Annotated in this window: 24 protein-coding genes; 12 read left to right on the top strand and 12 right to left on the bottom strand. The window is 72.1% G+C overall.

All coding sequences use genetic code 11. The features are described 5' to 3' along the window. Positions 1–18: 18 nt before the first annotated feature. The 3 genes from FHX45_RS24910 to FHX45_RS24900 are packed head-to-tail and all read left to right on the top strand — an operon-like array spanning position 19 to position 2,368. Positions 19–789: an alpha/beta hydrolase gene (locus tag FHX45_RS24910; RefSeq protein WP_167106687.1), complete on the top strand. Its 771-nt coding sequence runs from the start codon at positions 19–21 to the stop codon at positions 787–789. After that, a complete protein-coding gene (locus FHX45_RS24905) occupies positions 786–1,259 on the top strand; it encodes a hypothetical protein (RefSeq protein ID WP_167106684.1) in 474 nt (157 codons plus the stop codon). Before FHX45_RS24910 ends, FHX45_RS24905 begins: the two co-directional genes overlap by 4 nt. Beyond that, on the top strand, positions 1,256–2,368 hold the full coding sequence (locus FHX45_RS24900) for a glycerate kinase (protein ID WP_341771604.1): 1,113 nt from the start codon (positions 1,256–1,258) through the stop codon (positions 2,366–2,368). The genes FHX45_RS24905 and FHX45_RS24900 overlap by 4 nt, the downstream gene beginning before the upstream one ends. Here FHX45_RS24900 and FHX45_RS24895 read toward each other — a convergent pair. From FHX45_RS24895 to FHX45_RS24880, 4 genes are all read right to left on the bottom strand, one after another. After that, positions 2,365–3,078, bottom strand: a complete 714-nt coding sequence (locus FHX45_RS24895; protein ID WP_167106681.1) for an MBL fold metallo-hydrolase — start codon at positions 3,076–3,078, stop codon at positions 2,365–2,367. The two genes, FHX45_RS24900 and FHX45_RS24895, sit on opposite strands and share 4 nt — an antisense overlap. Before the next feature lie 9 nt (positions 3,079–3,087). Beyond that, positions 3,088–3,417: a MarR family winged helix-turn-helix transcriptional regulator gene (locus FHX45_RS24890; protein WP_341771603.1), complete on the bottom strand. Its 330-nt coding sequence runs from the start codon at positions 3,415–3,417 to the stop codon at positions 3,088–3,090. Between the two features lie 107 nt (positions 3,418–3,524). Then, entirely contained in the window at positions 3,525–3,695 is a 171-nt protein-coding gene (locus tag FHX45_RS24885; protein ID WP_208407940.1) for an SRPBCC family protein, read from the bottom strand. Between the two features lie 14 nt (positions 3,696–3,709). Continuing rightward, entirely contained in the window at positions 3,710–4,465 is a 756-nt protein-coding gene (locus tag FHX45_RS24880) for a DUF427 domain-containing protein (protein ID WP_167106678.1), read from the bottom strand. A 114-nt stretch (positions 4,466–4,579) separates the two neighbouring features. Between FHX45_RS24880 and FHX45_RS24875 the strand changes: the two genes are divergently transcribed. From FHX45_RS24875 to FHX45_RS24860, 4 genes are read left to right on the top strand one after another with little or no spacing between them, the layout of a single operon-like run. Beyond that, positions 4,580–4,774: a DUF2795 domain-containing protein gene (locus FHX45_RS24875; RefSeq protein ID WP_167106676.1), complete on the top strand. Its 195-nt coding sequence runs from the start codon at positions 4,580–4,582 to the stop codon at positions 4,772–4,774. Between the two features lie 14 nt (positions 4,775–4,788). Beyond that, positions 4,789–5,826 (top strand): DNA topoisomerase IB, encoded by a 1,038-nt coding sequence (locus FHX45_RS24870; protein ID WP_167106673.1) that lies wholly within the window; start codon positions 4,789–4,791, stop codon positions 5,824–5,826. Between the two features lie 28 nt (positions 5,827–5,854). Further along, entirely contained in the window at positions 5,855–6,511 is a 657-nt protein-coding gene (locus tag FHX45_RS24865) for a HemK2/MTQ2 family protein methyltransferase (RefSeq protein ID WP_167106671.1), read from the top strand. Next, the gene (locus FHX45_RS24860) at positions 6,489–6,695 is read left to right on the top strand and encodes a CDGSH iron-sulfur domain-containing protein (protein ID WP_167106669.1); all 207 of its coding nucleotides are present in this window, start codon (positions 6,489–6,491) and stop codon (positions 6,693–6,695) included. The genes FHX45_RS24865 and FHX45_RS24860 overlap by 23 nt, the downstream gene beginning before the upstream one ends. 69 nt (positions 6,696–6,764) lie before the next feature. On the opposite strand, the gene FHX45_RS24855 is transcribed toward FHX45_RS24860, so the two are convergent. From FHX45_RS24855 to FHX45_RS24840, 4 genes are all read right to left on the bottom strand, one after another. Further along, positions 6,765–7,196: a hypothetical protein gene (locus FHX45_RS24855; RefSeq protein WP_167106667.1), complete on the bottom strand. Its 432-nt coding sequence runs from the start codon at positions 7,194–7,196 to the stop codon at positions 6,765–6,767. Positions 7,197–7,293: 97 nt separating this feature from the next. Next, positions 7,294–8,280 carry an iron-containing redox enzyme family protein gene (locus tag FHX45_RS24850; protein ID WP_167109417.1) on the bottom strand — a complete coding sequence of 329 codons (987 nt, stop codon included), beginning with the start codon at positions 8,278–8,280 and terminating at the stop codon, positions 7,294–7,296. Between the two features lie 41 nt (positions 8,281–8,321). Continuing rightward, positions 8,322–9,467, bottom strand: coding sequence for a carboxylate-amine ligase (locus FHX45_RS24845; protein ID WP_167106665.1), 1,146 nt, complete (start codon positions 9,465–9,467; stop codon positions 8,322–8,324). Further along, positions 9,392–10,882 (bottom strand): FAD-dependent oxidoreductase, encoded by a 1,491-nt coding sequence (locus tag FHX45_RS24840; protein ID WP_167106663.1) that lies wholly within the window; start codon positions 10,880–10,882, stop codon positions 9,392–9,394. The genes FHX45_RS24845 and FHX45_RS24840 overlap by 76 nt, the downstream gene beginning before the upstream one ends. 277 nt (positions 10,883–11,159) lie before the next feature. Here FHX45_RS24840 and FHX45_RS24835 point away from each other — a divergent pair, with 277 nt between their 5' ends. The 5 genes from FHX45_RS24835 to FHX45_RS24815 all read left to right on the top strand — a co-directional run bounded on the left by FHX45_RS24835 (position 11,160) and on the right by FHX45_RS24815 (position 17,316). Beyond that, positions 11,160–12,443: an ATP-grasp domain-containing protein gene (locus tag FHX45_RS24835; RefSeq protein ID WP_424923822.1), complete on the top strand. Its 1,284-nt coding sequence runs from the start codon at positions 11,160–11,162 to the stop codon at positions 12,441–12,443. Between the two features lie 6 nt (positions 12,444–12,449). Then, on the top strand, positions 12,450–14,474 hold the full coding sequence (locus FHX45_RS24830; RefSeq protein WP_167106661.1) for a CocE/NonD family hydrolase: 2,025 nt from the start codon (positions 12,450–12,452) through the stop codon (positions 14,472–14,474). Positions 14,475–14,508: 34 nt separating this feature from the next. Then, positions 14,509–15,411: an alpha/beta hydrolase fold domain-containing protein gene (locus FHX45_RS24825; protein WP_167106659.1), complete on the top strand. Its 903-nt coding sequence runs from the start codon at positions 14,509–14,511 to the stop codon at positions 15,409–15,411. Next, positions 15,408–16,685, top strand: a complete 1,278-nt coding sequence (locus tag FHX45_RS24820) for a cytochrome P450 (protein ID WP_167106656.1) — start codon at positions 15,408–15,410, stop codon at positions 16,683–16,685. The genes FHX45_RS24825 and FHX45_RS24820 overlap by 4 nt, the downstream gene beginning before the upstream one ends. 67 nt (positions 16,686–16,752) lie before the next feature. Continuing rightward, entirely contained in the window at positions 16,753–17,316 is a 564-nt protein-coding gene (locus FHX45_RS24815) for a hemerythrin domain-containing protein (RefSeq protein ID WP_167106654.1), read from the top strand. A gap of 109 nt (positions 17,317–17,425) precedes the next feature. Here FHX45_RS24815 and FHX45_RS24810 read toward each other — a convergent pair whose 3' ends face one another. The 4 genes from FHX45_RS24810 to FHX45_RS24795 form a co-directional block, all read right to left on the bottom strand. Further along, positions 17,426–18,067: a UdgX family uracil-DNA binding protein gene (locus tag FHX45_RS24810; RefSeq protein WP_167106647.1), complete on the bottom strand. Its 642-nt coding sequence runs from the start codon at positions 18,065–18,067 to the stop codon at positions 17,426–17,428. Continuing rightward, positions 18,067–18,531, bottom strand: coding sequence for an SRPBCC family protein (locus FHX45_RS24805; protein WP_167106644.1), 465 nt, complete (start codon positions 18,529–18,531; stop codon positions 18,067–18,069). The genes FHX45_RS24810 and FHX45_RS24805 overlap by 1 nt, the downstream gene beginning before the upstream one ends. 126 nt (positions 18,532–18,657) lie before the next feature. Further along, positions 18,658–19,848: a zinc-dependent alcohol dehydrogenase gene (locus FHX45_RS24800; RefSeq protein WP_167106641.1), complete on the bottom strand. Its 1,191-nt coding sequence runs from the start codon at positions 19,846–19,848 to the stop codon at positions 18,658–18,660. 37 nt (positions 19,849–19,885) lie between these two features. After that, positions 19,886–20,248, bottom strand: coding sequence for a cold shock domain-containing protein (locus FHX45_RS24795; protein WP_167106639.1), 363 nt, complete (start codon positions 20,246–20,248; stop codon positions 19,886–19,888). Positions 20,249–20,369 lie beyond the last annotated feature (121 nt).

The raw sequence follows: 20,369 nt of genomic DNA, 5'->3' as shown, positions 1-20,369 counted from the left end.
GAGGAAGGGGCGGATGCCATGCCTGTGCTCGCCGGTGCGGAACCGTTCGCGCACACCGGTTCGGCCGAGGTCGGGGTGTTGCTGTGCCACGGCTTCACCGGCACTCCGCAGAGCCTGCGCGGCTGGGCCGAGCACCTGGCCGCACACGACTTCACGGTGCGGCTGCCCCGCCTGCCCGGGCACGGTACGACCTGGCAGGAGATGAACAAGACCGGCTGGCCCGAGTGGTACGGCGCCGTCGAGCGCGAGTTCCTGGAGCTGCGCGAGCGGTGCGCGTCGGTGTTCGTGTTCGGCCAGTCGATGGGTGGCACCCTCGCGCTGCGGATCGCCCAGCAGCACGGGGACGCGGTCGCCGGCCTGGTGCTGGTCAACCCGTCGGTGACCCGGCTGAGCTGGGACACCAAGCTGTTGCCGGTGCTGTCGAAGGTGGTGCCCTGGTCGCGCGGCGTCGCGAACGACATCGCCAAGCCGGGCGTCACCGAGCTGGCCTACGACCGGGTGCCGGTGCGGGCGGCGGCGAGCCTTTCGCGGCTGTGGAAGCTCGTGCGGGCCGATCTGCCGAAGGTGACGCAGCCGCTTCTGCTGCTGCACTCGCTCGTCGACCACGTGGTGGAGCCGGAGAACGCCCGGATCGTGCTCGACGGCGTCCGCAGCCGGGACGTGACGGAAGTGGTGCTGGAGAAGAGTTTTCACGTGGCGACGCTGGACCACGACGCGCCACTCGTCTTCCGGCGTAGTGTCGATTTCGTGGAAGCGGTCCGCGACCCGGGACAAGTGGGGGCCCGATGAACTCACGCGTACCCGACCCGGACGACGTCGACGCCACGTTCGCGGCGATCGTCGCGGACCTGCGGGCCGAGGGGGTCGGCCTGGTCGACGACGTCGAAACCGAGCGCGCCCCCGCGCGCTCGGAGCCGGACAAGCCGGCGGAGCCGGAGAAGCCGGCCGCCGAGGCGAACTGGCGCACCGGCGGCACCCCCTGGGAGGACACCGTGCTGGGCGACGACCCGGCCGGCTCCTCCGACGAGGAGCACTACGTTCCGCCGGAGCCGCCGCCGCTGCCGCGGCCGGGCAAGGGCGCGTTCGTCGTGCTGCTGTTCTTCCTGGCCGGACTGTTGTTGCTGATCGCACCCGGTGTGGTGGGCGTGAGCACCACCGTCGCGACACCGCTGGGCATCCTGGCGGTCGCGATCGCGATCGCGTTGCTGCTGCTGCGGGTCAAGCAGGGTCCGACGGACGGCGACGGGGCGCAGGTGTGAGCCGTCCCCGGGTGATCGTCGCTCCGGACAAGTTCAAGGGCACCCTGCCCGCCGACCAGGTGGCGGCCGCGATCGCTTCCGGGCTCCGCCGTGGCCGCGGTGACGCCGAGGTGGTGGAGTGCCCGATCGCCGACGGCGGCGACGGGACGGTGGCCGCCGCCGTGGCCGCCGGGTTCGAGTTCGTGCCAGCGCGGGCGAGCGGACCGGCCGGCGAGCCGGTCGGGACCGGCTACGCCCGCCGGGGCGGGACCGCGGTGATCGAGCTGGCGGCGGTGTCCGGGCTGGCGCTGCTGGACGAGCCTGCCCCGCTGACCGCGACCACGCTCGGCGTCGGCGAGCTGATGCGCGCCGCCCTGGACGCCGGCGCGACCCGGCTGGTGCTGGGGCTGGGTGGCAGTTCGAGCACCGACGGCGGTACCGGGCTGTTGCGGGCGCTGGGCGCGCGCCTGCTGGACGAGGACGGCGACGAGCTGCCGCTGGGCGGGGCCGCGCTGCGGCGGCTGGCGCGGGTCGACCTGGACGGCCTGGACGCGCGGGTGCGGGACGTGGAGCTGCTGGTCGCCAGCGACGTGGACAACCCGCTGCTGGGCGAGCACGGCGCGGCGGCGGTGTACGGGCCGCAGAAGGGTGCTGCCCCGGAGGACGTCGATCTGCTGGAATCCGCGCTGCATCGCCTGGCGGAGGTCGTGCGGGCGCACGGCGCCGACGTGGCGAACGTGCCGGGTGCCGGGGCGGCCGGGGGCACCGGGTTCGCGCTGGCGCTGCTCGGCGCGTCCTTCCGCCCGGGCATCGACGTGGTGCTGGAGCTGACCGGGCTGGCGGACAAGCTGCCAGGCGCGGACCTGGTGATCACCGGCGAGGGTTCGCTGGACGAGCAGACCCTGCGCGGCAAGGGCCCGGCCGGCATCGCCGCGGCCGCGGCCGAGCGCGGCATCCCGGTGGTGGCGCTGGCCGGGCGCACCACGCTGGCACCGGACGCGCTGACGGCGGCGGGTTTCACCGCGGCGTACGCGCTGACCGACATCGAGCCCGACGTGCGGCGCTGCCTCAGCGACCCCGCTCCGCTGCTGGCCCGGCTCGGCGAGCGGGTCGCCCGGGAGTTCCTCTAACCGCCGAACATCGTCTTCCACTCGTCGAGGTTGCGCGGCCGGTAGACGAAGTTGTTCTCCCTGACCGTCGACAGCGGCGCCGACGGGGCGGGCGAGTACTGGTGCCCGGGGTAGACCACCGGGTCGCCCGCCAGGCCGGCCAGCCAGCGCAGGCTGTGGTACATCGCCTCGGCGTCGCCGCCGGGGAAGTCCGTACGGCCACACCCCTCGAGGAACAGCGTGTCCCCCGCGACGAGCCGGTCGCCGACCAGGAAGCACTGGCTGCCCGGGGTGTGGCCGGGGGTGTGCAGCAGCCGGATGGCGATCGCGCCCACCTCGACCACGTCGTCGTGGTCGTGCCCGGTCAGGTCGGTGGCGGACACGCCGGTGACCCGCTGGACCCAGTCCGTCTCGTTGCGGTTGACGTGCACCGGCACGCTCTCGCGCGCGAGCAGCTCCGGCAGGCCGGCCAGGGTGAAGCCCATCATGGTGCCGCCGACGTGGTCGGGGTGGTGGTGGGTGGCCAGCACCCCGGCCAGCCGCATGTCGTCGGCGGCGAGCACGTCCAGCAGGTCGCCCACGGCGTAGGCCGGGTCGACGATCACGGCCTCCCGCGTCTCCCGGTCGCCGATCAGGTAGGCGAAGTTGGCCATCTGCCTGGCCACCGGGTTGCCCACCGCGAAGTCGCGGCCGGACAGCAGCTGGCGGAAGTACAGGCGCTCGTCGGACATGCCCGAAGACTAGCCGGGCCCGGCGGCGGCGAGGGTGCGCAGCATCCCGATCAGGGCACCGGTGTCGGGCACGGACCGGAAGAACGCCCCGTCCACCCCCTCCACCCGCTCGACCGCCTCGCGGGCCAGCTCGGCGCCACGTGCGGTGGTGCGCAGCCGCTTGGCCCGCGTGTCGGCGCGGTCCACCTCGCGCCGGATCAGGTCCTTGTCCTCGAGCTTGCGCAGGACCTGCGAGGCCATCTTCACGTCGGTACCAGCCCGGCCGGCCAGGGTGAGCTGGTTGGGTACCTCGCCGTGGGTGTTCATCCACCACGTGGTGGCGAGCAGGACGAACTGCACGTGCGTGAGGCCGAGCGGCGCCAGCGCGGCGGTGATCTCCCGCTGCCACCGCAGCGTGACGTGCCAGAGCAGGAAACCGGGCTCGCGTCGGGGTCGAGCGGCACCGCTCAGCCCTCCGCGCGCCGGACGAGTGCGGCGAGCACCGCGGGGAAGTCGCCGGTGATCGCCGGGCCCAGCTCCGGGCCGACCGCGTCGGCGGCCGGCCCGGTGATCAGGGTGCGGTAGCGCACGCGGGTGCGGCTCCCGGCCAGCGGCTGCACCCGGTGCTCGGTGCGCACCACGAAGTCCGCGGTCAGGCGAACTTCGTCCGGGGCCGCTCCTGCCGGACACCGTCGAGGTAGACGTCCACCTTCTCGTCGTAGAACGCGACGAGCCCCTGCACCTTCTGGCTCTCCGGCAGCGGCGCCCGGTAGTACCAGACCACGTCCTCGTGCAGCGTGTCCCCCACGCGCACCGAGTAGTACCCGGCCTCGCCCTTGTAGGGGCAGCGCGTGATGGTGTCGCTCGGCTCGAGCAGATCCAGCCGCACGTCGGTCTTGGGCAGGTAGTACCGGGTCGGCAGACCGGTCTCGAACAGCAACCGGGGGCTGCGCGACTCGGCGACGGTCACCCCGTCGATCTCGATCCGCACGTGCCGGGAACTGGCGAGGATGTCGACCCGGGTGTGCGGGTCGCGCGGGTGCACGAAGATCTCCTCGTCCTCCTCGAACCACGAGTCCATCGCGCCGAAGTCGAGCCGCACGTGCCCCGCCAGCCCGTCCAGCGGCGAGCCGGTGTAGTCCAGTGCCGCGGCGGGAGCCTCGCGATCACCCACCCGCACGGTGAGCACCTCGGCGTCGCCCCGGCTCGGCGAATGCGCCGTCTCGCCGGTGGCGACCAGGTAGTCGTCCCGCACGTCCTTGCGCGGGATGTAGTAGGCCGGGTAGTAGGGCACCTCCCACACCAGGAGCGGGCGGAGCGTGTCGGCGACGACCTGCCCGCCGAAGACCGCCCGTACCCGCTTGGTGCCCGGCTCGGTCCGGACCCGGCCACGAGCATCGGTTGTCATGCCGGTCACAACGGCCGCGGCCGCGGTCTTATTTCCGGTCGTCCCGTGCCGCACCGGCACGTGCCGGGCCACCGTCACCCGTTTGCCCGGGTGGACGCGGGGTAACCGGCGGGCATGACCATCCCGGATCGCGACCGGCTGCACGCGCTGCTGTCCGATGTGGACTTCCCGTGCGGCAGGGCGGAGCTGATCCGCCGGGCCACGGCCAACGGTGCCGACGACAGCGTCCTGGGACACCTGGGCGCGATCCCGGACTCGACATACCCTGACCTCGACGCCGTGACCAGCGCCTGCTCCGAAATGACGTGACGAGTGGGACGACTGTGACCTCTGCGACGACTGGGACGACACAGCGGCTGCGCAAGAGCAAACTCGGCCGCCCCGGGATCCGGCGGCAGCGCAGCGGCCGCGGGTTCCGGTATTTCACCCCCGAGGGGGAGCCGCTGCGCGACGAGGAGACCCTGCAGCGGATCAAGGGCCTGGCCGTGCCACCCGCGTGGCGCGACGTGTGGATCTGCCCCTACCCCAACGGCCACATCCAGGCCGTGGGCATCGACGACGCCGGGCGCCGGCAGTACCGCTACCACGACCGCTGGCGGCAGGAACGCGACGAGGAGAAGCACGAGCGCGTGGTGGAACTGGCCCGCCGCCTGCCGAAGTGGCGCCTGCGGATCGCCGAGGACCTGGTGCAGCCGGGGCTGGGATGCGACCGCGTGCTGGCGGCCGCGCTGCGGATGATCGACCGCGGCGTGTTCCGCGTCGGCAGCGAGGAGTACGCCGAGAACAACGGCACCTACGGCGCGGCCACCCTGCTGCGCGAGCACGTGACGGTCAAGCGGGACGAACTCACGTTCCGCTACCCGGCCAAGGGCGGGATCGAACGCAACATCACGCTGATCGACCGGGACCTCGCCGCCACCGTCAAGGCGCTGCGCCGGGCGCGGTCGGGCAGCGACCGGCTGTTCGTCTACCGCACACCCAACGGCTGGCACGAGGTGCACGCCGACGAGATCAACGAGCACTTCAAGGAAATGGTCGGTGACGAGTTCACCGTGAAGGACCTGCGGACGTGGAACGCGACCGTGCTCGCCGCCGCCGCGTTCGCCGCCGCCGAGCCGGTCAGCTCGCAGCGCGGGCTCAAACGCACCCAGGCCGCGGTGATGCGCCAGGTGTCCGAGGAGCTCGGCAACACCCCGGCGGTCTGCCGCAAGTCCTATGTGGACCCCCGGATCGTGGAGGCGCACAGCCAGGGCAGGACGATCCGGAGCGCGCTGCGGCGCATCGGGGAGAGCGGCGTTCGAGACGACACCGACCGGGAGGTGCTCGAGCGCGCGGTCGTCCGCCTGCTCGGCGGCGTTTGACCGGCGTTCCCGGTGGTACCTGCAACAGGTGAAACTGCTGAGACTCCCCGGGGTGTACCGCCCGCAGGCGGACACCTGGCTGCTGATGCGCGCGATGCGGGAGGCCCGCCTCCCGGCCGGTGCGCGGGTGCTCGAGGTGTGCACCGGCACCGGCGCGCTGGCGATCGCCGCGGTCCGCCACGGCGCCGCGAGCGTCACCGCGGTGGACCGGTACCTGCCCGCCGTGCTGAGCGCCCGGTTCAACACCCGCGTGCGGGGGCTTCCCGTGGAGGTCCGGCACGGTGACCTGTCCGGTTCCATCGAGGGCGCACCGTTCGACGTGGTCCTGGCCAACCCGCCGTACGTGCCGTGCGAGTCGGCCGAGGACCCGGACGGGGCGGCACTGGCCTGGGACGCCGGCGCCGACGGTCGCAAGCACCTGGACTGCCTGTGCGACAAGGCCCGCGACCTGCTCACCCCCGGCGGGACCATGCTGGTCGTCCACTCGTCACTGTGCGGCATCCGGCAGACGATGGAGATGCTGCGGGACCACGGCCTGAAGACGTCGGTGGTCGCGCGGGCGATCGAGCCGTTCGGCCCGGTGCTGCGCAGCCGCGTCGGCTTCCTGGAACGCTCCGGCCTCATCGCGCCGGGACAACGGCACGAGGAACTGGTGGTGATCCGTGCCGACCGGACGGAACGCTGAACCACGCAAGGTGACGCTCGTCGAGGGCGGCCCCGTGCTGGTGGAGGGCCCGGTCGAGCTGGAGCTGCCGGACGGCACGGTGGCCCGCTCGGACCGCTTCCTGGTCGCGCTGTGCGCCTGCCGCCGCAGCAAGCGGTACCCCTTCTGCGACACCAGCCACCGCAAGCGGGTGCGCAACGAGTGAGGCCGACGGCTCACATGATCACCGAGGTGATCATGGAGCCGCCTCCTCGATCAGCTCACCTCGGCGGCATCACTTGCAGTGCGAGGGCTTGGACTGCCACAGGTGCCAGGGTGCGTCTGCCCCGCCGGACCAGACGATGCACGTGTGCGAGGCGTTCACCCTCACCGGACCGGCGTAGTAGGCGCGCTTGCCGTAGTCCTGGATCCATTCGTCGGTTGTGCCGTCGGGTTGCGCCCTGGCGACCGCGGCGAGCGCGTAGGTGGGGGTTCCCCGGTTGACCTTCTTGGTCGTCACCACGCAGTCGGTGGTCCCGTTGTACAGCAGGTGAACCGTCGCGATGCTGCCCAGGTCGTGGTGGTCGATCTCGTAGTAGTCGTTGCCGCACGCCTCGGCCGGTGACGGCACCGACTCCGCCTCGGCCGGGACGCTCACGGCGACCGACCCGGCGAGCAGGCCCCCAACGGCAAGGGCAAGCCCCGCCCACTGCTTGATTCTGCGCATCTGGCACATCCGTTCCATCAAGTGAACATCGGACAACCAAAGCATACTGTTGGTCAATGTCCCACGTCACCCGTCGCGCCTGCGCGCCCAGCGTCCGCTACAGCGGTTCGCGCATCGCGCTGCGGCCCGAGCGCCACGCGCCCAGCACGTGGTCGGCGAAGCGCTGTTCCACCAGGTCGGTGGCCTGGATGCCGAACACGATGTCCCCGGCGAGCTCCGGCTCGGTCTCCAGCAGCCCGCCGAGCACGTCCCGGCGCATGACCTGCTCGTGCACCGCGTCGGCCTCGATGTGCTCGGTGTAGAAGTAGCGGCACCGCTCGTCGGCGCCCAGCCGCCGCAACGCCTTCTCCAGGCGCTGCGCGCTCGGCGCGGTGGTGATCTCGGCGGCGGCGAAGTGCCCGGCCAGCGCCGCGCGGAAGCGGCGGTGCAGGCCGAACAACGACATCATGTTGACCACCGCCAGCATGCAGGCCGGGGCGTGGTCGAGGTAGTGCAGGTAGTCCGAGTTCATCCCGGCGCCGTCGAGCAGATCGGCGTAGAGCTGGGCGTGCACCTGGCCGGGGCGGCCGCCGCCGTACTCGTCGAACTCCACGGCCACCAGGGCCGCCTTCGGTTTGCCGCGCAACCGCGGGATGACCCACGCGTGCGGGTCGGCCTCCTTGTGGTGGTAGACCGAACGCAACGCGAAATACTCCCGGATCTGCTCCCAGGTGCCCTCCGTCGCCAGGAAGTGGGACATGCCGGTGCCGTGCACCGGTTCCACCAGCAGGGGCGCCAGTTCCTCCTCGACGTCGTCACCGCCCGCCGTGCCGGCCCGTAGGCCGGCCAGGAAGACCCGCTCCATCGCGGCACGCAGCCGCAGCAGGTCGGGGTCCCACTCCCAGTCCGGGTCGACCCCGGTGAAGCCCTGGTAGTGCAGCTCGTAGCAGACGTGCAGGGCCAGCTGCAGGTCCTCGCCGAACGGGTCGGCGGCCGCGGTCGCCGGCAGCTCCGGGAACTCCCCGCGCTCGTCGCGGCCCAGCGCCTCGATCACGGCTTCGGACAGCGGTCCCCGGGCCGCCGGGAGGGCAGCCGAAAGCGTCATGGCGGTCGTCACGGACGCTGGTTACCCCCGATGGCCGGGTGTCAACCCTGGTGGGTGATCGTGGCGAGGAGCGCGGGCAGGCCGGCCGCGGCCGCCTTGCGCTGGCGGCGCGCGCCGCTGCCGTCGTGACGCAGCCGTGCCAGCCCCGCCGCCACCAGGTCGCGGTCCCCGGTCTCGTCCAGGGCGGGCGCGACGTGCCGGACCAGCTCCTCGACGAGCTGCCAGGCCGGCACCCGCCGGACCCGCAGCGGGTGCACGCCCTCGCCGTCGATCCCGTCCCGCGCGGCGGCCCACAGCGCGGCCGCACCCACCTGGCCGGAGAACTCCGGTGGCGCGGTCCCGTCGGCCACGTCGTGCAGCGCACGGCGCACCAGCGCCCTGGACAGCACCGTCTGCAGCACTGCATCGTCCACAGTGGACAGCGCGTCGGCGACGCGGAACTCCACGGTGGGGAACGCCGTGGACGGCCGGACGAGCCAGAACGTCATCGACTCGTCCACCAGCGCACCACACGCCACCAGCCGCCCGACCTCGGCCCGGTAGGACTCGAGGTCCGGGAAGTACGGCGGGATCCCGGCACCGGGGAACCGGGACTGCTGCACCATCCGCCAGCTGCCGTAGCCGGTGTCCCGGCCGCGGTCGAACGGCGAGTTCACCGACAGGGCCAGCAGGGACGGCAACCACGGGCGCAGGTGGTTCATCACCCCGACCGCCGTCTCCGGATCCGGCACGCCGACGTGCACGTGGCACCCGCACGCCTCGTAGTCGCCGACCACACCCCGGTAGATCCGGTCGATGTCGCCGAACCGGCCGTCCTGGCCGTCCGAGGTGGACGGTCCGGACAGGACCGGGGTGCCGCACGAGGCGATGACCGCACCGTGCACCCGGGCCACGTCGGCGAGCGCCGCGCGGTTGCCGGCGAGCTGCTCGCGCACCTGCCGCGCCTCGGTGCACACCCCCGTCGAGGCCTCCACCTGGGTGGGCCGCAGTTCGCGGTGCAACCGGGCGCCGGGCGGCAGCGGCGGGTCGGCGGCGAGGATCGCCGCGGCACGCGGGAGGGTCGCCCCGGTGCCCGGGTCGAGCAGCAGGAACTCCTCCTCGACGCCGACGGTCAGGCCGGCGGCAGGGGCCGGGTCGCCGGGCCCTGGATCACCGAGCCGTCCGTGGCGAATCGCGATCCGTGGCATGCGCAGTCCCAGGTCTTCTCGGCGTTGTTGAACGCGACCACGCACCCCAGGTGCGTGCAGCGGGCGCTGACCTCCCGCAGCCGCCCGTCCGCACCCCGGTAGGAGGCGACGAGATCGGTGCCCCGGCGCACCACCTGCGCGGTGCCCGGAGCGAGCTCGGCCGGTGTGGCGGTCAGCGCGCGGGTGTAGCCGGTGACGTAGTGCCTGCCGACCTTGACGCCGTCCTCGGCGAGGGTGATCGAGGACCGCAGGTCGAAGCGGTTGGGGTCGAACAGGCCGGCGGCGGGGTGACCGGCGCCGCTGATCAGTTCCGTGAGCAGGAGCCCGGCGGCGGTGCCGCCGGACATCCCCCACTGGCCGAAGCCGGTGGCCACCCACACGTGCGCCGTGGCCGGGTGGTAGCGGCCGACGTAGGGCACGTCGTCCAGTGTGCTCATGTCGTGCGCCGACCAGCGGTGCGTCACCCCGGTGACGCCGAACGTCGTGGCGGCCCCGGCGAGCCGCTGGTAGCGGGCCTCGACGTCGACCGGCTCGCCCGTGCGGTAGTGCTCCCCGCCGACGATCACGTAGTGGCGGTCGCCCTCGGTGTGGCCGCGGACCGACCGGTGCGTGACCGCGTCCAGGTACATCCCCGGCGGTGCCTGCCCCTCCCCCGCGACGACGAGATCGCGGGTGATGTCCAGGCGCGCCCAGTACAGGCCGCGGTCGAAGACCGGGTAGTGGGTGGTCACCACGACGTCGCGGGCCCGGACGCGGCCGCGGTCGGTGTGCACGGTGGGCGAGGGCCGCTCGTCGAGCCCGCGTGCCCGCACGCGCTCGACGATCCGCCCGCCGAGCCGCTCGACGTGCTCGGCCAGGCCGAGCAGCCAGCGGCGCGGGTGGAACTGGGCCTGGTCGGCGAACCGCACCGCACCGACCGTGGCGATCGGCAGGTCGACGTGCTCGGTGAAGTCCGCGGGCAGGCCGGCCCCGGCCGCGGCATCGGCCTCCTCCCGCAACCGGCCGAGCTGGGCGGCGTCGGTCGAGTAGACGAAGCTGTCCCGGCGGGTCAACCCGCACTCGATGCCCAGTTCGCTCGCGGTGGCCGCCACCCACTCGACCGCGTCCAGCTGGGCGCGCCCGTACTGCGCGGCGGCCTCCGCGCCCTTGCGGGAGGCCAGCGCGGCGTACTTGAGGGCGTGCTGGGCGGTGAGCTTGGCCGTGGTGTGACCGGAGACGCCGGAGGCCACCTCCGCCGCATCGAGCACCAGCACGGACTTCCCGGCCCGCGCCAGGCCGAAGGCGGTGGTCAGCCCGGCGATCCCGGCACCGATGACCACCACGTCGGCCTCGGCGGGCAGTTCCCGCCCGGCCCGGTCCGGCGCCGGAGCGGTCTGCACCCACAGCGAACGCGGTGCGGGCAGCTCAATGGTCACGGCCCAGATTGCCCTGGCGAGCCGGGCCCGAAACGCATCGCGCCACGTCATCGGACCCGCTGAGCCGCCGGCCGCACATCCGCCGCCCGCTCATCCTTGTGCCGGTCGTCACGGTTGTCCTCGTCGTCACCGTGCCGCACCGCCCGTCCTGGCACCGGTTCCGGTGTCCGCCCCGGACCGCGTTTCCGCCGGTACGCGGGCGAAATCGGGCACGTGGCCGAGGTTACCCATCACCCGCCGGTGTTTACCGTTGGGCGGCAACGGGGATCAACTCGGGGTGAGTGGAACCGACATTTTCGTGCTGGGACTCGACGACGCGAACATGCGCACCCTGCGGCGGGTGCCCGGAGCGGAGGACTACCGTTACCACGCGCTGCTGTCGCAGGCCGACGTGCAGGAAGGCGACATCGACATCGCCGGCCTGATCGACCGGGCCGTGGCGGAACTGGACGCCTTCGACGGGAAGATCGGCGCCATCGTCGGCTACTGGGACTTCCCGGTGACCACCATGGTGCCCATCCTCGGCCGCCGCTACGGCCTGCCGACGCCGAACCTGGAAGGCGTGCTCAAGTGCGAGCACAAGTACTGGAGCCGCCTGGAGCAGCAGAAGGTCACCGACGCGCACCCGAAGTTCGCGCTCGTCGACCTCGACGGCGACCCGGAGCCACCGGCGGGTTTGTCGTTCCCGATGTGGCTCAAGCCGGTCAAGTCGTTCTCGTCCGAACTGGCCTTCCACGTCAAGGACGAACAGGACTTCGCCGAGGCCGTGCGGGAGATCCGCGCCGGGATCGGCCGCGTCGGCAAGCCGTTCCAGTACATCCTGGACCAGGTGACCGATGTGGACATCCCGGCCGAGGTGGCCGAGGCGGGCGCGCTCGCCGCGCTGGCCGAGGAGGAGATGACCGGTCAGCAGGCGGCCACCGAGGGTTTCGTGTACGACGGCGAAGTCGTCGTCTACGGTGCGCTGGACTCGCTGAACTACCCGGACAGCTCGTCGTTCCTGCGCCACCAGTACCCGTCGCAGCTGCCCGAACCGGTCGTGCAGAAGATGCGCGACGTGTCGACGAAGGTCATCGAGCAGATCGGCCTGAACAACTCCACGTTCTCCATCGAGTTCTTCTGCCGGCCGGAGACCGGTGAGGTGAAGCTGCTGGAGATCAACCCGCGGCACTCGCAGTCGCACGCGGAGATGTTCGAGAACGTCGACGGCGTGCCCGACCACTACAACATGATCGAGCTCGGCCTGGGCCGCCGCCCGCGGATGCCGCGCGGCCGCGGCGAGTACCGGATCGCGGCGAAGTGGTACCACCGCCGGTTCGAGGACGGCATCGTCAAGCGCGTCCCCACCGCCGCCGAACTGGAGCGGCTGCGGGCCGAGATCCCCGGTGTCGAGGTGGACATCGTGCCGGCCGAGGGACAACGTCTGTCCGAGATGGACGCCCAGGACAGCTACAGCTACGAACTGGCCTTCGTCTACGTCGGCGCCGACAGCGAGGAAGAGCTCAAGGACAAGTACCAGCGCACCATCGACTCGCTGCACTTCGAGTTCGAGGAGGTCTGATCGGCCATGCGGGAGGTCCGCTCCCTGCCGTACGAGATCACTGCGGAAGAACACGTCTGGATACCGGTGTCGGACGGCACGCGGCTGGCCGCGAAGATCTGGCGGCCGGTGTCCTCCGACGGCGAACCCGTCCCCGGGATCTGCGAGTACATCCCGTACCGCAAGCGGGACCTCACCGCGGTCCGGGACTCGGTGCACCACCCCTACCTGGCCGGGCACGGCTACGCGTGCGTCCGGGTGGATCTGCGGGGCACCGGCGAGTCGGAGGGTGTCCTGACCGACGAGTACGTCGAGCAGGAGCAGCGCGACGCCGAGGACGTGCTGGCCTGGATCGCGGCGCAGCCGTGGTGCGACGGCCGCACCGGCATGATGGGTATCTCGTGGGGCGCGTTCGCCGCGTTGCAGGTGGCGGCGCGGAAACCGCCGAGCCTGCGGGCCATCGTCATCTCCTCGTTCACCGACGACCGCTACTCCGACGACTTCCACTACATGGGCGGCTGCATGCTGTCGGACAACCTCGGTGAGGCCGGCACGATGTTCGCCTACAGCACGCTGCCGCCGGACCCGGCCCTGGTCGGTGAGCGCTGGCGCGACATGTGGCGCGAGCGGATCGAGGGCGTCGGGCCGTGGGTGGACACCTGGCTGGAGCACCAGCGCCGCGACGAGTACTGGTGCCACGCCTCGGTGTGCGAAAGCTACAGCGACGTCCAGGTGCCGGTGCTGGCCTCCAGCGGCTGGGCGGACGGCTACTCCAACGCGGTCACCCGGCTGCTGGCGAACCTGTCCGTGCCGCGCAAGGGCCTGATCGGCCCGTGGTCGCACAAGTACCCGCACCTGGGCGAGCCCGGCCCGGCGATCGGGTACCTGCAGGAGGTCGTGCGCTGGTGGGACCACTGGCTCAAGGACCGCGACAACGGCGCGATGGACGGGCCGATGCTGCTGACCTGGATGCAGGACAGCGTGCCGCCCTCCACGTCCTACCAGGAGCGTCCCGGCCGGTGGGTCGGTGAGCCGCAGTGGCCCTCGCCGCACATCGACTGGCGCACCTACCCCCTGGCGCCGCACCGCATCGCGCGCCGCGGCGAGGAGGTGGCGGATACCCCGCTGCCGGTGGAGTCCCCGTTGTCGGTCGGCCAGTTCGCGGGCAAGTGGGCCTCCTACAACGCACCGCCGGACCTGCCCTACGACCAGCGCGAGGAGGACGGCGGGTCGCTGGTGTTCGACGGCGACGAACTGACCGAGACGTGTGAGATCCTCGGCGCGCCGAAGGTCCGGCTGGAGCTGTCGGTGGACAAACCCGTGGCGATGGTCGCGGCCCGGTTGTCCGATGTGCACCCGGACGGGCGCGCCACCCGCGTGACCTACGGGATGCTCAACCTCACCCACCGGGACAGCCACCACGACCCCCAGCCGCTCGAACCCGGCAAGCGCTACCAGGTCGAGCTCGAGCTCAACGGGGTCGCGCAGGCTTTCCCGCCAGGGCACCGGATCCGCCTGTCCCTGTCCACTTCGTACTGGCCGCTGGCGTGGCCGGCGCCGGAACCGGCCCGGCTGACCGTCCACCCGGAGGGCAGCAGCCTGACGCTGCCGGTCCGGCCGATCCGGGAGTCCGACGAGGTGACCGGCCCGGTGTTCGGCGAGCCGGAGGGCTCGCCGCCGATGACCTCGACCGTGCTGCGGCCCGGGGAACAGCGGTGGACGGTGTCGCGTGACCTGGTCGACTACCGTTCCGCCCTGGAGATCGTCAAGGACTCGGGCACCGTGCGGCTGGACGACATCGACCTCGAGGTGTCCCGCCGCGCCTACGAGCGCTACAGCTCGGTCGCCGACGATTTCGCCTCGGTGCGCGGCGAGACGAAGTGGAGCATGACGTTCGCGCGCGGCGACTGGGAGGCCCGCACGGAGACGCACACCGTGTTGTCCTGCACGCCCACCGAGTTCGTGCTGCACGCGACGCTCGACGGGTACGAGGGTGCGCAACGGGTGTTCTCCCGCAACTGGCAGCGCCGGTTCCCGCGCGATCTGGTCTGAGTTTCGCCGCCGCGGAGCAGGGTAACCGCCACCGGTGATCGGGAAGACCAGCCTGCACGCCAAACTGCTGATCGCCCAGATGCTGCTCACCGGGCGCAAACGCACGTTCACCGATGTGGACGCCCTGCGCAAGAGCATGGGACCACGGCAGCAGCGGGAGAACGCGGTGCCCCCGCCCGCGGTGCGCGACCAGCTCGACATCGACCGCACCGAGGTGCACGGGCATCCGGTGTACACGCTGCGGCCCAGGGCGAACGCCGCCCCGCGGCACGTCCTGTACTTCCACGGCGGGGCGTACGTCCACCAGATCCAGGGCGACCACTGGAAGTTCTTCGCCCGGCTGATCGGGCGAACCGGCTGCACCGTCACCGCACCGCTGTACCCGCTGGCGCCCGGCAGCCATTACGACGAGACGCTGTCGATGATCCAGGCCACCTACAAGGAAGTGCTGGGCGGCGTGGCGCCCGGGGAGCAGATCCTGATGGGCGACTCGGCCGGCGGTGGCCTCTCCCTGACGCTCGCCCGGGCGCTGCGCGACGAGGGGCGGCCGCAGCCGAAGGAGATCGTCCTTCTCTCGCCGTGGCTGGACATCACGATGACCGACCCGGCACAGCCCGGGTACGACCGGCACGACCCGTACCTGGGCATCACCGGGCTGCGGGAGGCAGGCCGCCTCTACGCCGGCGCGCTGGACCCGGCCAGCGAGCTCGTCAGCCCCCTGCACGGCGATCTGCGCGGCCTGGGTGCGCTGAGCTGCTTCATCGGCACCCGGGATGTGCTGCTCGCCGACGCGCGCAACCTGTACCACAAGGCGGCCGCGCAGGGCGTGCCACTGGAGTACTGGGAGTACGGCGGGATGTTCCACGCGTGGATGATCGCGAACATCCCGGAAGCGAAACACGCCCTGGCCCGGATCGCGGAGCTGGTGACGCGGTGAGCGGGCTGCCGGCGGCCTCGGTGCCCGAGACGGTGCGGGTGCTCACCGGTGTCGTCGGCCCGGCGCTGGCCGGCGGGGTGATCAAACGCCGCCCCCGCGTGATGACCGCACTGGAGCGGGTCCAGGCCGACGCCTCCGCCGTGCGCACCCTGCGGAAGCTGCGGGCGCGACACGGCCCCGGGCTGTTGCGCCTGGCGGTGCCCGGCCGGTCGTTCGCCCTGGTGCTGTCCGCCGACGACGTGGGGCGCGTGCTCGCCCGGTCGCCCGAGCCGTTCACCCCGGCGAACCTGGAGAAACGCGCGGCGCTGTCGCAGTTCCAGCCGCACGGCGTGCTGATCTCCGGCGAGCCGGACCGCGCACGGCGCCGGGAGTGGAACGAACGCGCCCTGGAGACCGGCCGTCCGGTGCACCACCTGGCGCCGGCGGTGGAGGCGAAGGTCGCCGGCGAGTTCGGCGCGCTGGGGCCCGGACCACTGGACTGGGACACGTTCGCCCCGGTGTGGTGGCGGCTGGTGCGCCGGATCGTGTTCGGCGACCACGCACGCGACGACCAGGTGACCACGGACCTGCTGGAACGGTTGCGGGTGGCGGCGAACTGGTCCTACCTGCTGCCGCGGCGGCGCCGGCTGCGGGACGAGTTCCTCGGCCGGGTGCGCGCGCTGCTGGCGCACGCGGACGGGGACAGCCTGGCCGGGGCGTCGGCCGCCGACGACGAGGCGGCGAGCCAGGTCGCGCACTGGCTGTTCGCGTTCGACGCGGCCGGGATGGTGACGTTCCGGACACTGGCCCTGCTGGCCACGCATCCCGCGCAACGGCAGCAGGCCCGCCAGGACCTCGCCTCCGGAGCGGCGCGGGGTTACCTGCGAGCGTGCGTGCTGGACACGGTGCGGCTGTGGCCGACGACGCCGGCGATCCTGCGGGACACGACCGAGGAGCTGGACTGGGACGGGCACCGGGTGCCCGCCGGCACCGGTCTGCTGATTTTCGCGCCGCTGTTCCACCGCGACGAGTCCCGGTTGCCCTACGCGCACCGTTTCACGCCGGAGATCTGGCTGGACGGGCGGGCGCAGCGGGAACCGTCACTGGTGCCGTTCAGCGCCGGCCCGGGCGAGTGCCCGGCGAAGAACCTGGTGCTGTTCACGACATCGGCCGTGCTCGCGACGATGATCAGGGACCGGGACTACACAGTGGACTCCGCACCGAAACCCGTGCCCGGCCGTCCGCTGCCGGCGACCTTCGACAACTTTTCCTTGCGCCTGACGGCTCACCCGTGAGGTTAGCCCCGGATCGGGTGGGTACCGGTTCGAGTGGAATCTTCGAACGGACCGAAACGGAGCCACGATGACCGCCACGGACAAACCGGACCTGATCTCGGTGATCATCTCCGACCACCGGCACGTCGAGCGCGTCTTCACCGAGCTGGAGGCGGGCACCGGCACCCCCGAGCACCGCCGCGACCTCGCCGACCACGTGATCGCCGAGCTCGTGCGGCACTCGGTCGCCGAGGAGCAGTTCATGTACCCGGCGGCCCGCAAGTACCTGGAGAACGGCGACCAGCTCGCCGACCACGAACTGGAGGAGCACGCCGAGGCCGAGGAGGTCATGAAGCAGCTCGAGGAGGTGCCGGCGACCGACCCGCGCTTCGACGAGCTGATGCGGCAGCTCATGCAGGACATCCGGCACCACATCGAGGACGAGGAGCAGGACCTGCTGCCCAAGCTCCAGGCCGCCTGCTCGGCCGAGGAACTGCAGGACCTGGGCGACAAGGTGGAGCGGGCGAAGAAGATGGCACCGACCCGCCCGCACCCCAGCGCCCCGGACCGCCCGCCGCTGAACATGATCCTCGACCCGGGCGCCGGCCTGATCGACAAGCTCCGCGACCGGCTCTCCAAGCGCAACACCTGAACCGCACGCAGCCCCGCGCCGTTTCCGGAGCCCCTCGCCCTCCCGGCGAGGGGCTCCTCCAGTTCACGCCCCGACGGCCCCGGCCCGTCCCGGCGCCCAGCGGCGGGGGTTACATCATCTCGGGTACCGAGCGCAGGTCGGCCACCAGCGCGGCGTAGGCCTCGTCGCGGTCCGGTGCCCGCAGCACCGAGGACGGGTGCACGGTGGCCAGGACCCGCTCCGGCCGGCCGCCGAACTCCTCCGGCGCGGGCAGCAGCTCACCCCGATGAGCGGTCACCCGGAACGACGGCCCCATCAGCGACGACGCGGCGGTGGCCCCGAGCAGAACCACCACCGCCGGCTGCACGGCCTCGAGCTCGGCCACCAGCCACGGCCGGCACGCGACGATCTCCCCGCGGGACGGCTTCTTGTGGATCCGCTGCTTGCCCCGCTCGCCGCGGACGAACTTGAAGTGCTTCACCGCGTTGGTCACGTACACCTGCGAGCGGTCGACGCCGGCCTCGTCGAGCGCGCGGTCCAGCAGCCGGCCCGCGGGGCCGACGAAGGGCTCCCCCGCGACGTCCTCCTTGTCCCCCGGCTGTTCCCCGAGCATCAGCACCTTCGCCGGCGCCGGGCCGTCCCCGAACACGGTCTGCGTCGCGTCCCGGTGGAGGTCGCAACCCTGGCACCGCAGCGCCGCCGAGCGGAGCCGGTCCAGCGAGCGGCTGTCCGGCACGAACTCGGCGGCGTCGCGCCGGGTACTCGTGGCCATCAGCTGCCCGGGCGGTCCACGTCACCCCGCCACGCGCCGGTCTCCTGACCGCCACGCTTTTCGATGAACGCCTTGAACCGCTCCATGTCCCCGTGCACCCGGCGGTCCAGGATGCCCAGCTTGTCGGCCGCCTTCTCGACGAACCCGTCCGGGTCGATGTCCATTTGCGCGGTCACGCGGGTCTGGTTGTCCCCCAGGCGGTGGAAGGTGATGACCCCGGCGTGGCTCGGGCCGGAGTCGGCCCGCCACGCCACCCGCTCGTCCGGGTGCTGCTCGGTGATGGTGGCGTCGAACTCGCGCGTCACCCCACCGATCTTGGTCACCCAGTGCGTGTGCGTGTCGTCGATCTGCCGGATCTGCTCGACACCCTCCATGAACTCCGGGAAGGACTCGAACTGGGTCCACTGGTTGTAGGCGGTGTGCACGTCGACGTCCACGTCGACGGATTCGGTGATCGTGCTCATGTCGGCATTTCTCCTTTCACCGGGTCGCTGTCCGGGTACCTCGCGGCTCGCCGGTTACACGTCCGCCGGTACCGGCAACCGTTCCGGAACCGGGGCAGGATGGCCGGCCGCCCCGGACCCGGCCGATCACGCGGACGGCTCCAGGAGGATCTTGATCGCGCCGTCCTGCTTCTGCTGGAACATCCGGTAGGCGTGCGGCGCGTCCGACAGGGGCAGCCGGTGCGTCGCGAAGCCCTCGACGCCCAGCGGGTCCCCGTCGCCGGACACCAGCGGCAGCACGTCGTCCATCCAGCGCCGCACGTTGGCCTGGCCCATCCGCAACTGGATCTGCTTGTCGAACATGTCCATCATCGGCAGCGGGTCGAGCATGCCGCCGTAGACGCCGGACAATGAGATCGTGCCGCCGCGGCGCACCGTGGCGATGGCCTGGTGCAGCACCGCGAGCCGGTCCACGCCGCCCTTCTCCATCAGCGGCGCGGCGACCTGGTCCGGCAGCAGCCCGACCATCTGGTGGGCGAGCTTGCCCAGTGGTGCGCCGTGGGCCTCCATGCCGACCGCGTCGATCACCGAGTCGGAGCCGCGGCCCGCGGTCATCTCCCGCACCGCGCCCGGCACGTCCTTCTCCGCGCGTGCGTCGATGGTGGTGACACCGTGGCGTTCGGCCAGCGCCAGCCGCTCGGGCACGAGGTCGACGCCGATCACCGTGCCGGCGCCGCGGTGCGCGGCGATGCGGCAGCACATCTGACCGATGGGGCCGAGCCCGAACACCGTGACGCTGCCGCCCTCGGGGACACCGGCGTACTCGACGGCCTGCCACGCGGTGGGCACGACGTCGGAGAGGTAGACGAACCGGTCGTCCGGCGGGCCCTCGGGCACCTTGACCGGGCCGTACTGGGCCTGCGGGACCCGCAGGTACTCGGCCTGCCCGCCGGGCACCTGCCCGTAGAGCTTGGTGTAGCCGAACAGGGCGGCTCCCTTGCCCTTGTCGGTCACCTGGGTGGTCTCGCACTGCGACTGGAGTCCCTGATCGCACATGAAGCAGTGGCCGCAGGAGATGTTGAACGGCACCACGACCCGGTCGCCGGGCCGGAGGTTCGGCACGCCGGAGCCGACCTCCTCCACGACGCCCATCGGCTCGTGACCGAGGATGTCCCCGGCCTCCAGGAACGGGCCGAGCACCTCGTACAGGTGCAGGTCGGAGCCGCAGATACCGGTCGAGGTGACGCGGACGATCGCGTCCGTGGGCTCCTCGATCCGCGGGTCCGGGACGTCGTCCACGCGGACGTCACGCTTGCCGTGCCAGGTAACAGCCTTCATGCCCGTCCGTGTGCCCGCGGCCCGGGGGGTGAAACATCTACCCGCCGAGCCGGCCGTGGTCACGGACGAGGTCGAGGACGACCCGGCGGACCCGCAGCACCTGCTCGGCGGTGAGCGTCGGCACGCCGGCGAGCAGCGCTTCGGTCAGCTCCTCGCGGAAGTCGTGCGCCGGGGGCGGGTGCTCGCCCCCGCCGGGCCGGCCGACCAGCCGGATGTCGGACGCCTTGCGGCCGCGCTCGCCGTCGGAAACCGTGAACTCCACGACCACTCCGGGCGTGATCAGCCGCTTGTCCACGTCGAGATCGTTGACGTGCATGAAGACGTCCTCACCACCTCCTTCCGGCGACACGAACCCGTACCCGCGCATCTCGTCGAACCGGACGACCTTGCCCCTGACCACGAGCCCCCACCCTCCCGGCGAAGTATCGCGCCAAGGTACGCCCTTGCCACGACCCCGCACAACGGGCCGGGGTGTCACCGGCGGCGACCGTGGGTACCCGGGCCGGTGGAGCGGGGTCCAC

Origin of the sequence: Amycolatopsis granulosa (genome assembly GCF_011758745.1) — a bacterium.
GTDB classification, from domain to species: domain Bacteria; phylum Actinomycetota; class Actinomycetes; order Mycobacteriales; family Pseudonocardiaceae; genus Amycolatopsis_E; species Amycolatopsis_E granulosa.
The sequence above is the reverse complement of the archived record's forward strand: the minus strand, read 5'-3'. Positions and strand labels throughout refer to the sequence as shown.